The sequence below is a fragment of the Catalinimonas alkaloidigena genome (genome assembly GCF_029504655.1).
Classification (GTDB): Bacteria; Bacteroidota; Bacteroidia; order Cytophagales; family Cyclobacteriaceae; genus Catalinimonas; species Catalinimonas alkaloidigena.
The window spans coordinates 4847175-4860535 of sequence record NZ_JAQFIL010000001.1 but is presented as its reverse complement, the minus strand read 5'-3'; the positions used below and the strand labels follow the sequence as shown (position 1 = coordinate 4860535).

Sequence of the window (13361 nt, the reverse complement as noted above, 5' to 3'; positions counted from 1 at the left end):
TTTTAACTAAATTAACTCAATCCATGGGCCTGCATTTTTGTCCGCTTAACTAAAGGGCTCGGTTTTCTGATTGACTGAAAAGAAAAGTCTAAAAAGTGCTCTATAACTGAAAATGTAAAGTATTTGATTTAAGGAAGATTACCACAGCACATATGACAAATTTATTAAAGCAGTTATTACTTAGTTCAGTATTTGCCTTAACAGCAAGTTTAAGCTCATATATACCGGCAAAAGCTCAGCTTCAACCTTCTGATAATATGAATCCAATGGATCATGGTTCATTTGTTACCTCTACAATTACCCATGACCCACTTACTGCCAGCAGTATATTTGTGTATAAAGGAATTGCTGTCAAAGTCGGAAATGAACAACAGGCAGTAATGACTTTTGACACTGATCTATTACGTGTGGCGAGTGCCTGGACCGGTGGCTTCCTTCAGTGGTACCTGGAGCGAGATGGGCTTGAAGATTGGCCGACCCCTGCAGGTATCACCCATTTTGAGACGGGTAATACCCCGGGCTGGTCCATAGATGGAGATTTTAACGATCCGAGAACATGGCCTTACGGTCCTATTCCCAAAGAGCAGGGACAGTATAAGGGGCTTTATAGGCATGGAGAACAGGTACTGTTTTCCTATACTTTCGGCAGTAGTGACATCCTTGAATTGCCTGGGTTTGACCTTATTGAATCCAGACCTGTTTTTACTCGTACGTTAAACATAAGCCCTACTCAAGAAAACTTGTCATTGCGCGTGCTACAAGTACCAGACAGCGCTAAAATTGAAATACAGTCAGTCTCTCAATCCAGCGAGTATATGGTCATACAAATCGGAGATCAAACACGGGTTGTTGGTGCCCAGGGGATTCCTGATGGAGCTGAGTGGAGGATAACAAAACGTCATCTTATTCTGGATTTCCCCGAGACAACGGAAACGGTTCGACTTAAACTTGCTATTGGTCCCATTTTATCCGGCGGGGAAACAGACTATTTAGCATCTTATCTTACAAATTCTTCAGAGGTACCAGATCTTTCAGAATTTAAGGAGCCAGGACCCGATATGATGGAAATGGTGGAAACGGAAGCAGTCATGGGTGATGAAGACGGACCGTTTACGGTAGATGAGCTTACTTTGCCTGTTCCTAATCCATGGAATTCCTTCATGCGGTTAACAGATGTGGATTTTTTCTCAGATGGTCGTGCGGTTGTTAGCTCGCTAAGTGGAGATGTGTGGTTGGTTGAAGGTATCAAAGAAAATCTGGAGACCCTTCGTTGGCATCGGTATGCCACTGGGCTTTTTCAACCAAATGGGGTTAAGGTTGTCAATGATCAGGTGTATGTTACCGGGCGTGACCAGATTACACGTTTACATGATATTAATGATGATGGCTATGCAGATTTCTATGAGAATTTTAATAACGAAATCATGGCCTCTATTAATTTTCATGCATTTACCATGAACTTAGAAACGGACTCACAGGGGAATTTCTACTTTGCCAAATCTACCCCCTGGCCACCCTATGTTCGAGGAGAAGGACCGCCAAAAAATGCAGAAATTACACCACATCATGGTGTGCTCTTCAAGTTATCACCAGACGGGAAAAAGCTGGATATTATCGCAAAAGGTCTTCGTAATCCCAACGGATTGTCAGTCGGACCCGACGGAGAAATGATTTATGCGGACAATGAAGGGAACTGGGTCCCTACCAGTAAAGTACATAGAATCAAAGAAGATGGATTTCATGGATTTATCCCATCTGCACACCAACCATCTATGCCTACTTCGTTTGAGTCCCCTATTATTTGGACACCTCATTATATGGACAATTCTCCCGCCAAACCCATGTTTATCACTAGCGATCAGTGGCCAGAGGAATTGCAGGATGATATTTTATTAGCCTCCTATGGTCGTGCAAACCTTTCCTTGATTTTAAAGGAAGAGGTGGATGGCGTATGGCAGGGCGCTCATCTGAACCTTCCACTCATGTTCAAGTCAGGTCTTGAACGTGGCCGCTTTCACGAAGATGGGCATCTTTATCTAGCCGGGATGACCAGCTGGCAATCCATAGGCCAAGATTGGGGCTCTTTCCACAGAGTGCGGTATACTGGAGCCCCTTTGAATCTACCTGTGGAAATTAATACCAAAGCTGGCGGACTTGAGCTCGAGTTTACTCAAAAAGTGGATCCCCAGACGGCTACAAATATTGAAAACTATCAGTTGCAAAAGTGGACGTATCCCTGGACGAGTCAGTACGGTACACGTGGAAAACTGTATTCTGTGGACAATCCTGGAGAAACCAAACCAGATCCGGTAAAGGTAGAATCCATTAGGTTGTCTGATGATGGTAAAACCATTTTTCTGACAATTCCGGCATTAGAACCCGGAATCGTACACACCTCAATCGGTACGCTGGAAGATTTACCAGAAATGAAAGAGGCTTCCTTAGGACTGGTCATGTCCATAAGTTACCAGATTTCTACCGCTGAAGGGGTGGAGTTAAGCCATATGATACATAAAACGATACACAGAGTGCCTTCTGAGGGGTTTGCTATAGATTAAAGGTGCACTACTTCAACAATTTTAATTTATATGATCCAGGTTTCATGAAAATTCCAATTTTAAAAACGAGCATGTTTCTTTTGCTTTTATTTACTGCATGTGAACAAAGAGAGAATCAAAACAAAGCTCTAACAAGTAGGATAGAAAATGTTGTAGTGACTGAAGAGAAGCGGTTTGATTATTTAACCTGGAAAATTAAAGCAGCCAATGGCACCTGGCATTTTGAGAAAGAACATGCCGAAACAGAAGAAACTTCAACTGGATTCAATTCAGCGATAGACAAACAAGGACTAGATTGGATTAGCAATAACTGTGTGGATAACCGAGAGTGGAGAGGATGGCCCAATTTTGCGTCAGACGGATTTGGACATCCTTGCCGTGGAGGAGGGGGGGCATCCCACTGGATTGGTGAAGAGGGTAAACAAATTGATTTTGCTGATACACTTTATGGATCACACCTGAGGTTGGAGTCAAGCAATGAAAAATATAAAATTCGCTATCATTTCTTCTCGAGCCATGCTGCCATTGAGGTATTGGAAGCTGAGGATTTATTTGCCTTCCTGTGGGAAGGACCTGTTGGAGGGAAGATGAATATTGAAAAACAACATTATGTATTAGAGGATGGAATGGAACGTAAATTTGAGCACGGTAAAGGTTTAGGCTATCTCAACCCGAAATTTGGAAATAACTTTCCCTCACCCTTCTTTTATTTCGTAGATGACGATGCCGAACAGATTGTGTACATAGGAGCTACCGGGGTAAGTGAAGGGGGAGATGAGGGATGGGTACAACCTGATAATATGGCCATTTTTAGCTTTGGAAGAGATGATGATAAACATGCTTTGAGCAATACCAATGCTGTAGCCGTTTTTGGGTTTTTAGATAAAAAGATGGGGCATGAAGAAATCAGCAATTTTATCAAAGCTCGTCTTGATGACCCTTTCAAGCCGGTTGAATAGACATGGGGACTGTGAATATTTTTTGTATTAAATATCTGCTCATATTTAACATGCTTTTTTTAGATACGGGTTCTTTGTACGAAAAGGTCAGTATTGGCAATAGTTTTGGCCAGGATAAACATGTCATATCTGAAGATACTTTAAGAAATGGTGAAGAAATCATTTTCCCGGGAAAGGATTGGGTAGTGGCCTCGCCGGAATCGCAGGGAGTTAATTCATCCAGGTTAAAAGAGGCAATTCAATTTCTAGAGGAAAATTCAGGATTTGATGGGGTTAAAGAGGTGATGATTATTCGGAATGGCTACCTCATTTGGGAAGGTGAGAACGTGGACAAAGTTCATGGAGTCTGGTCGGTAACCAAATCTTTTACCAGTACGGTTTTGGGTTTACTGATTGCCGACGGGAAGGCCAGCCTCAACACGCTTGCAAAAGAAGTGGTACCTGAAATGACTGAAAATTATCCCAATCTGAAGCTAAGGCACTTCACTACCATGACATCCGGCTACCGGGCACAAGGAGATGAGCCTCGGGGAAACTATACACATGGTCCGAGTACTACTCCCTTTCTACCCAGCACCCCCTTGTTTAGACCTCCGGGTTCAAAATATGCTTACTGGGATTCAGCCATGAATCAGTTTGCCTATATTTTAACCAAAATTGCAGAGGAACCCTTAGGGGATCTTCTCAAACGTCGATTACTTGATCCGATAGGTGTGAAACCTGATCAGTGGCATTGGGGTGATTTTGGTGAATTCGGAGAATATAAAATCAATGGTGGTGCAGGCAATAACAGCAACCATATTTTTATTTCGGCAAGGGAAATAGCACGTATCGGTCATTTATTTTTAAATCAGGGCAACTGGGATGGCAAACAATTAATTCCCAAAGAATGGGTGCAACAAGCCAGCTCGGTTCAGGTTCCTGCTACGCTTCCCCTGGGGCATACGGGAAGTGGGTTGCAGGGAAGTGGGGTTTATGGATTTAACTGGTGGGTAAACGGAATCCAGCCAAATGGTGAGAGAAAATGGCGCTGCTGCTCCAGTAGGTACCTATGCGGCATGGGGCCATAACAATAACCATCTTTTCATCATTCCTGAATGGAACATGGTGGTGGTCAGATTGGGCCTGGATCAAAGCGACAAGGAAATAACCGACCTAATCAATAGTCAATTTATTCAAAAGATAGGTGAAGCAATAACTACATAAACCTGAAAGAAACACTCAAACAACCATTAAAACGAAAAATCATGAGGAAATTAACTTTTTTAATAACCCTGATATTTACGCTAACTACTAATCCTGATTTTCTGCTTGCTCAATCCGAAGGCACTGTGGATGGAGAATTAAGAAAATGGCACCCAGTCACCATTACTTTTGAGGGACCTGAAGTAAGTGAAACCGATGCATATAATCCTTTTATGGGTTATCGGCTAAATGTCAAATTTCGACATGAGAGTGGTCAGTCAGCCTACGAAGTACCTGGTTATTTTGCAGCAGATGGAAATGCTGCTGAAACCAGCGCCACTTCTGGGAACAAGTGGCGCGTACATTTCACACCCGATAGGACCGGCCAGTGGACCTATACGGCTTCCTTTCGCAGGGGAGAAGATATTGCTGTTAACCTTAGTTCCACCGCCGGTGAATCAGCCGCTTTTGATGGCGCGACCGGTACAATCAATATTTCAGAAACTGACAAAAGCGGTTCGGATCTGCGGGGAAAGGGAATACTGCGGTATGTCGGAGAACATTATCTCAGATTCGATAATGGCGAGTGGTTCATGAAAGGAGGGGCAGATGCTCCGGAGACCTTACTGGCATATGCTGATTTTGACGGTACTTATACGCATGCCTCGACTTCAAAAAATTACGGTGACGTTTTGCTATGGGGAAGTACCCAACACAAAGACGGACGTGGTGCCACTCCTCTAAAAAAGTACGAGGCACATGTGCAGGATTGGAAGGATGGAGACCCGGAATGGAAAGACGGTAAGGGGAAAGGCTTGATTGGAGCGCTGAACTACCTATCTTCCAAGGGGATGAATGCTTTTTCTTTTTTGACCTTGTCAGCGGGTGGAGATGGAAAAAATATCTGGCCATGGATTAGTCATAATGAGGTGGACCGCTATGATGTTTCCAAACTCGCTCAATGGGAAAAGGTATTTACCCATGGAGATCAATTGGGCATGTTCCTTCATTTCAAAACCCATGAAAATGAAAATGACCAGCTCTTAAACGGTGGAAAATTGGGTCCGGAACGAAAACTATACTACAGAGAATTGATTGCCAGGTTTGCCCACCATCCTGCACTCAACTGGAATTTGGGAGAAGAGCACGACCTTTGGGATGAGTTAGATGATGCGGAGCAACTAAATGCTAAAGCAGACGCACAATATATCCATAATCTGGATCCTTATGATCACCCTGTGGTTACCCACACCTTTCCCAATCAATACCAACAGAGTTATACCCCCTTACTTGGGTATGAATATTTTGAAGGACCTTCTATTCAGACCAACAGCATGCGTCCCTGGCACAATTTCGACGTCATTTCTTATTGGGTGAATGCTTCAGACCGGTCGGAAAGAAAATGGAATGTATCTTTAGACGAAGCCGGAACCGGAGGATTAGGCGTTACTACGGACGACTATGACGATAATTATAACCAGGACGAAGCCCGGGGTACTTACTGGGCCACCATTGCCGCCGGAGGCGATGGGGTGGAATGGTATTTTGGTTATTCCGAAGAACAAAATGACCTCAATATGGAGGATTGGCGAAGCCGGGATGCCCTGTGGGACTATACCCGCCATGCCATGGATTTTTACAAAAACAACGATATTCCATTCTGGGAAATGGAAAATGCCAATAATATGACCCGTAGTGAAAAGGATTTTGTCTACGCCAACAATGGGGAGCTCTATGTGATTTATCTGCCATCTGGAGGTGGAGCTGCCCTGAATTTACAAAATAATACCGGTACCTACACAGTGGATTGGTACAATCCCAGGACTGGAGGTAATCTTCAAAAGGGAAAAGAAATGCAGGTTGAACAGACCTACGCTAGAGAACCAGCTTCTGTGCTTTCTGCCCTACCTAACATCAAAAAACCAAGGGTTCAGGGAGGAAACGTAACTGAGGTGACCGGGCCCGGTTGGATTAACCTGGGTATGCCTCCTGGGGATGTCAAGGAAGATTGGGTAATACTTGTAAGGAAAAAATAGGCTTTTTATACCATTAATTCATTCTACAAAAGGAAACAGAAGCTGAAGATTATGTCTGTACAGCCCTGATGCTTATCTGTTTCCTTCAAACCTATATCGTCATGAAAAAAAACAATTATTTAATTCTTTTACTATTTGTCCTTTCATGGATCGTGTCATCCGCTTTCCTGCCTGCTCCAAAAAAGACAGTGGTTACCATCCAGGGTGAAGCCTTTTATGTCAACGGGAAGCCTACCTACCAGGGCAGAAGCTGGAAAGGTAAGAAAATAGAGGGTTTGCTGATGAACTCCCGAATGGTTCAGGGTATTTTTGATGATCTGAACCCAGAAACCCGAAAGTTGTTTGGCTATCCGGATACCGGTGAGTGGGATCCCAATAGAAATACTGCCGAGTTTGTGGACGCCATGGATGAATGGAAAGCTCATGGACTGAATTCCTTTACTATCAATATGCAGGGCGGAAGTCCGACCGGCTACGGAAATAAGGAATGGTACAATTCCCCCTTTTATGCTGACGGACAGCTCCGACCGGAATATATGAATCGCCTGAAATTAGTGTTGGATAAAGCAGATGCCCTGGAAATGGTGGTCATGATGGGCATTTTCTACTTCGGACAGGATCAGAATTTAGAAGATGAACAAGCAGTGATCAATGCTGTCAATAATACGGTAAACTGGGTGTTGAAGGAAGGCTACCAGAATGTATTGATTGAAGTCAATAATGAATGCAACATCAAGGCATATGAGCATGATATATTGAAACCAGATCGGGTAGATGAACTCATTGAACTGGTAAAGAGTATTGAGCACAATGGGCACCGGCTGTTGGTCAGCACCAGCTATGGAGGGAATACAATTCCTCTGTCTAATGTAGTCAAAGCTTCAGATTATATTTTAATTCATGGAAACGGAGTAGATACTACTGAAAAAATGGAAAACCTGATCAGGAATACCCGCAAGGTGGATGGATACCGGCCCATGCCGGTGGTAGTGAATGAGGATGACAATTATGATTTTGATAATGCTAAAAACAACTTCAGTGTCGCGGTGGAAAATTATGTCTCCTGGGGATATTTTGATTACCGAAGGGATGGAGAAGCCTATGAAGAAGGTTACCAAAGTGTGCCGGTTGACTGGGGGATCAATTCCGAAAGGAAAAAAGGGTTTTTTAGTCTGGTCAAAGAGATAACAGGTGGTAAATTTTAATTCATTTTCAAGGTAGCTCGATAGCAAAAATCTCTGAAAACTTAATCAATGAATTCCATAAACCTAAAATTAATTATTGCTTATTCGCTCATGATTGGAGCTTCATGGGCCATCAGTCACCATAGTAATAGGGTACAGGAAGCCGTATCTTATTTGCAGCCCTTATTTCAGGACAAGGTGACAGGGCATAAAGAAGGTCATCCGTCTGTTCCGGAAAGTACTTTTAGCTTATCGGCCAAGCTACCTGAGCCGGATCATTGGAATTTGCAGGTAGAAGGATTTTCTCCTGCATATTATGATAAGGTTAGGGAAGCCATTGCCATTAACACTGTAGACCAACCCACCGACCAATGGGGTGCTGCCTCATCTTTGTTTGAACTCCCTACTGGTAGCTACACCATTCGTTTTACTTCGCTATTGGAATCGGATGGAGAATGTACCTACATCATGAGAATGGGAGGCAATAAGGTAATGGAATTCCAAAATCCTAGAATTCATGGGAAAGGCATAGAAGAATATTCCCCTCATGAAGAAGTAGTGGAAAATGTTTCCATCGAGAAGGGAAGCAGGATACAGGTGGAATTCCTGCCCCATTCCAATGGTCCTTGTGCCGGAGGGAGACGGCTATGGATTTGCCCGGGCCAGATGGAAAAGCAACATAGAATTTATACTACAGAAAGAAAAGTGAGGATTAGGTAAATGAAACATAACAAGTACAATAAATATGTTTGGTGAATCTAGCTAAAATAGAGATACAGAAAGAAGGGATTTAAAGGTAGTTATTTTCAATTTTAAGCCAAAAAAACTGATAAAATGCGAAAAATAATCTTAACAGGACTGTGTTCAATATTGACGATCTATAATTTATGGTCTCAACAATTGGCCTTTCCGGCAGCAGAAGGTTATGGAAAATATTCTAAAGGTGGACGAGGTGGAGTTGTTTACGAGGTAACAAATTTAAATGATAGTGGAGAAGGCAGTCTGAGAGCCGCTGTAGAAGCCTCCGTTCCTCGAACTGTGGTTTTTAGGGTGTCGGGGAATATAGAGCTTAATAGTCCGATAGCAATTAGGAGCCCCTATATTACCATTGCAGGCCAGACAGCGCCTGGCGATGGAATTACGCTTAAGAACCATCCCCTTAGCATTGATGCAGACCATGTGATAGTTCGGTATATCAGAGTCCGTCCCGGTGATGTATCGGGCAATGATTACGATGCGGTTTCCAGCAGGTACAAAAAGCACATCATATTGGATCACCTATCAGCAAGCTGGAGTATTGATGAAACCATGTCTGTTTATCATGGTGACAGCATTACCGTGCAGTGGTCTATTATTTCAGAAAGCTTGTATGGATCGAATCATGTAAAAGGTTCACACGGGTTTGGCGGTATCTGGGGTTCAAATCATAGCACCTACCACCATAATCTACTGGCTCATCATAGCAGTCGCAATCCCCGAATGGCTTCAGGGGCCGGATTTACCGATTATAGAAACAATGTGATTTATAATTGGGGATACAATAGTCTTTATGGTGGAGAAAAACAGCAAGTTGGAAATGATAAGTTCAATTTCTCAGAATTCAATATTGTTGCCAACTATTACAAGCCTGGTCCGGCAACAGAATCAGGCGAAGTATCATATCGCATCGCAAATCCCTGGTATCGTGATGTAAAAACAGATTATGGAAAATGGTATATAGCAGACAATTATATGTCGGGCAATCCTGAGGTCACAGCTAATAATTGGGGGGGCGGTGTACAACCTCAAGACGGCGTTGAAGATACTTCATATTTAAGACTTACAAAACCATGGCCATCCATGCCAATAAATCTTCAAACAGCAGAAGAAGCATATGAAACTGTTCTTGATAATGCTGGGGTAATTTTACCTAAAAGAGATGCAATAGATACTCGCATTATCGAAGAAGTCCGTGGTGGTTATGCTACCTATGAAGGTGAAATTTATAAAAAGGAACATAGCGTTGCCGATCCTTCAAATGCAAGCGGAATCATTGACTCGCAAAGTGATGTAGGCAGTTGGCCGGTTCTTGAAAGCGCCCCCGCTCCAAAAGATACCGATCATGACGGCATGCCTGACGAATGGGAAAGGAAGAACGGACTGGATTTGGATAACCCCGATGACAGGAATAAGGTTGCAGAAGATGGTTATACCATGTTGGAGAAATACCTAAACAGTATTCATTGAACTAGGACGGGCAGGTTTGTTATACATCATGCAGAGTTTACATAATGGTTCAAATTGTTGTAGGCCGAGAAAAGCTTAAAAAGATGCATGAGATCGTGTTTCAAAGAGTGATGAAGAAAACGGTACTGCATATCAATAGTATTATTACATCCGAGAGATTGCTACTGACAATTTCAATAATGGGTAGCTTTTCAACTGAATACCGAAGGTTATACCAATCTGCACGGTGAAAATCTTCCGGACAGTAAAGGAAAAGTGTAAATTGTATTATACATCAATAGACAGTTACTGGCTTATCGTATTGATTCAGAATTTCGGTTTATATTAAAATGCTAAATTTTCATCAATGTATCACCTCAAACCTAACCATAAAAGTAAAAGACTGCTCTTCAAACATTTTATCTACTCTGACCTGCATAAACTCTTCATCCACTCAGCTTTCATCAGCGTAGGATTCTTCAGTTGATACCCCAGCGCATACTGTATCTGAGAGTCAAAGATTGAGAATAAAAAACTGTGATTTTCAAGAAGCTTCTATCGGTAATGGAAAGAAATAAGCTTATTCCAAAGTACATAGCCTCATGATCAGATGATCAAATTGCATTAATTTGCTTTATTTTGACATCTGCCAATACAAATCAATGAACCACAATTTATAGGAATAAAAAACTAAAAAAGGTCACCGAATGATTTGTGTTTGTTTGGTTTTATTTGATATCCTTGACTAGTCCTAAAATAGGTTGACACTTTTTAGTGTTAAAATTAAGACCACTGGAGATATTCTTCAATGGCATTTTGATGTACAAATTCAGGTGTTTGATACCCTAAACTTAAGTGTGGTCTTTCATGATTATACGTTTTTATGGATTCGTCTATGACTTGGGAGAGTTCATTGAAGGTGTTACACTTATGAAGTAAGAACTCATCTTTTAAAATTCCATTCACTCTTTCAGCCAGTGCGTTCTGATAACAATCATATCCTTCTGTCATTGAGGGTATCATTTTGTTTTTTCGTAGTTCCTTCTGGTATACTTCTGAGCAATACTGTAGCCCCCTGTCTGAATGGTGGATAGTATTCTGATCACTCATTTTGTTACTGACAGCCTTTTGAAGAGCTTTTACTACATTTTCACTACTCATGTCCTTGCTGAGATGATACCCCATAATTTTTCTTGAATAGACGTCGGTGACCAGCGATAAGTAATGTATCCCTTCCGATGACTTCACATAGGTTATATCACTGACAAAACAACGCTCCGGCTTGATAAACACCTTGTCCTGATACAAGTTAGGGTATTTTTTGAGCCAATGTTTGGAGTCAGTGGTTTTGGTATACTTCTTCCTGGGTTTTATCAACAAACGCTCTTGGCGCAAGTAAGAAAACAGCCCATCTCTACCAATCTTGACGCCCATAGTATCAAACGCACCGGAAAGCAAGGTACAGTTTCCTGGTACCTATGCGAGGCATACGTCTACGCGTATCAACTACTAATTCTTTTACCTTCAGCAGTACTGATGTACGCCGGGTATATCGTCTCTCTCCCTGATAGATAGCCTGACGGCTTACCCCGAACAAACTACAAGAGGATGCCAGGCTTACTTGGCGCTCTTGCTGGAGTTCTCTTGTTGCCCGGGGGAAAACTTTTTTCGGATCGCCGTCCCATATTCTTTATCAGAGATGTCGATCATCCTATTCAGAATCAGGTTTCTGGCCTTCTCATCGGCCAACTCCTTCTCTAAACGCTTAATCTGCTGGGCAGGAGTTTCTTTGGATTTAGGCATAGGATGCATGTTGTGTGAAGGTTTACTCCAATCTAGCTTCCCATGCTTTCTTAACCAAACTAAAACTGTGCTCCTTCCCTGAATACCATATCTCTGCTGGGCTTGTTTATAGCTCAGTTCGCCTTTTTCTACCTGATCTAATACCGATAATTTAAAGCCCAGTGTATAGTCCCGTTGCGTGCGCTTTTTTTGAGATTCTTCTGCATTTTGATGTCTTTTCATAAATAAGTCAAGCTTCTGTCAACTTATTTTAGGACGAGACACAGCTTAAAAAAAAAGCCCTCAAAATCATATGATTTAAAGGGCTTTGCTGTAAGATGCGCTTTAGGTTCAGGACCCTGCAGAGAGTGAGGTTCCTGAATATTTAATTTAAGTATTTGTATATCATGCGAATCAAGGGTAAAGAGGTAAAAGGAACAGATGTGATAGCTAAGCCATTGATTGTGTATGCACAAATTACAATTAATAGCCCTATACTACCACATCTGCGATTGTTATGATAAACAATTAAGATGGTGCTGTCAACGGCATAGCCATAATTCCTCGGAACCTAAATTTACTGATAAAGAACTGTTGACCATTTATATATACGTCATGCTTTTTGAAGAAAAGTATAAAATTAAATCCATCTGGAGGCATGCTTCTGCTTACTTAAGGTCTTGGTTTCCTGCTTTGCCTAGTTACCAAGCCTTTAATGCTCGCCTAAATAGGCTCTCTGATGTCCTTCCAGGCTTAGCAGAATATTTTTTATCCAAAGTTGGCAGAGAGACCTCAGAAGAAATCAGTCTGATGGATTCGCTGCCAATCATGCTTTGTAGTGCAAAAAGATAAGCAAAACCGGCCGCCGGGCGGTAGCCAGAGCATTGTCTGATAAAGGGTTTTGCTCTACTAAAAACTCTCACTACTACGGTGTAAAACTTCATGTTGTAGCCAAACATGCTCCATACACTTTACCTGTTCCAGAATTTGTTGGATTGACTCCAGCTTCAACACATGATCTAACTGCTGTAAGACCAATCTTGCCTAAACTTGCAGGAAAAGCCCTATTTGGCGATAAAATTTATGCAGATCAGCCACTCAACAAAAACTTAGAAAAGCAACAGAATACATTCATTTATACCCCTGTAAAGCTTGTTAAAGGTCAATCTGAACAAGAAAGACAGCACAACAAGGCGGCTGATGATTTATTTTCAAAAGCAGTCTCCACAGTCAGACAACCTATTGAATCACTTTTCAACTGGTTTGTATGTCCATGTATTTGGTAAACTAGCAGCTGCCTCTTTTTTAATGTTTATTAACTCTTGATTCGCATTATTTATAATAATAAACACTTTAAAGTAAGTGATTTTCATTAAATTATCATTACCAATTAAACGAGGTTTATTTTATAATCTTTTACTTATCAAACTGACAAGCTATGATCTTGAAGGT

The 13361-nt window shown here is 41.9% G+C and carries 8 protein-coding genes and 1 pseudogene; 8 read left to right on the top strand and 1 reads right to left on the bottom strand.

The genetic code is table 11. The annotated features are described in order from the left end of the window. Positions 1 to 257 precede the first annotated feature (257 nt). The 7 genes from OKW21_RS19860 to OKW21_RS19830 all read left to right on the top strand — a co-directional run bounded on the left by OKW21_RS19860 (position 258) and on the right by OKW21_RS19830 (position 10148). On the top strand, positions 258 to 2558 hold the full coding sequence (locus OKW21_RS19860; RefSeq protein ID WP_277482509.1) for a DUF6797 domain-containing protein: 2301 nt from the start codon (positions 258 to 260) through the stop codon (positions 2556 to 2558). An 80-nt stretch (positions 2559 to 2638) separates the two neighbouring features. Then, positions 2639 to 3517: a hypothetical protein gene (locus OKW21_RS19855; RefSeq protein WP_277482507.1), complete on the top strand. Its 879-nt coding sequence runs from the start codon at positions 2639 to 2641 to the stop codon at positions 3515 to 3517. 50 nt (positions 3518 to 3567) lie between these two features. After that, on the top strand, positions 3568 to 4587 hold the full coding sequence (locus OKW21_RS19850) for a serine hydrolase domain-containing protein (RefSeq protein ID WP_277482504.1): 1020 nt from the start codon (positions 3568 to 3570) through the stop codon (positions 4585 to 4587). 177 nt (positions 4588 to 4764) lie between these two features. After that, positions 4765 to 6738: a DUF5060 domain-containing protein gene (locus tag OKW21_RS19845; protein WP_277482502.1), complete on the top strand. Its 1974-nt coding sequence runs from the start codon at positions 4765 to 4767 to the stop codon at positions 6736 to 6738. Positions 6739 to 6839: 101 nt separating this feature from the next. Next, on the top strand, positions 6840 to 7943 hold the full coding sequence (locus tag OKW21_RS19840) for a hypothetical protein (protein ID WP_277482499.1): 1104 nt from the start codon (positions 6840 to 6842) through the stop codon (positions 7941 to 7943). 48 nt (positions 7944 to 7991) lie between these two features. Beyond that, positions 7992 to 8642, top strand: coding sequence for a hypothetical protein (locus OKW21_RS19835; RefSeq protein WP_277482497.1), 651 nt, complete (start codon positions 7992 to 7994; stop codon positions 8640 to 8642). Between the two features lie 150 nt (positions 8643 to 8792). After that, entirely contained in the window at positions 8793 to 10148 is a 1356-nt protein-coding gene (locus OKW21_RS19830; protein WP_277482495.1) for a pectate lyase, read from the top strand. 762 nt (positions 10149 to 10910) lie between these two features. Here OKW21_RS19830 and OKW21_RS19825 read toward each other — a convergent pair. After that, a pseudogene (locus OKW21_RS19825) lies at positions 10911 to 12152 on the bottom strand (IS3 family transposase). 605 nt (positions 12153 to 12757) lie between these two features. On the opposite strand from OKW21_RS19825, the gene OKW21_RS19820 reads away from it, so the two are divergent. Further along, on the top strand, positions 12758 to 13195 hold the full coding sequence (locus OKW21_RS19820) for a transposase (protein WP_277487746.1): 438 nt from the start codon (positions 12758 to 12760) through the stop codon (positions 13193 to 13195). Positions 13196 to 13361: the final 166 nt, after the last annotated feature.

Bases quoted from the DNA above. Each gene is read 5' to 3' on its own strand.
- OKW21_RS19860 (WP_277482509.1), top strand. From the start codon at position 258: ATGAATCCAATGGATCATGGTTCATTTGTTACCTCTACAATTACCCAT.
- OKW21_RS19850 (WP_277482504.1), top strand. From the start codon at position 3,568: ATGCTTTTTTTAGATACGGGTTCTTTGTACGAAAAGGTCAGTATTGGC.
- OKW21_RS19845 (WP_277482502.1), top strand. From the start codon at position 4,765: ATGAGGAAATTAACTTTTTTAATAACCCTGATATTTACGCTAACTACT.
- OKW21_RS19840 (WP_277482499.1), top strand. From the start codon at position 6,840: ATGAAAAAAAACAATTATTTAATTCTTTTACTATTTGTCCTTTCATGG.
- OKW21_RS19835 (WP_277482497.1), top strand. From the start codon at position 7,992: ATGAATTCCATAAACCTAAAATTAATTATTGCTTATTCGCTCATGATT.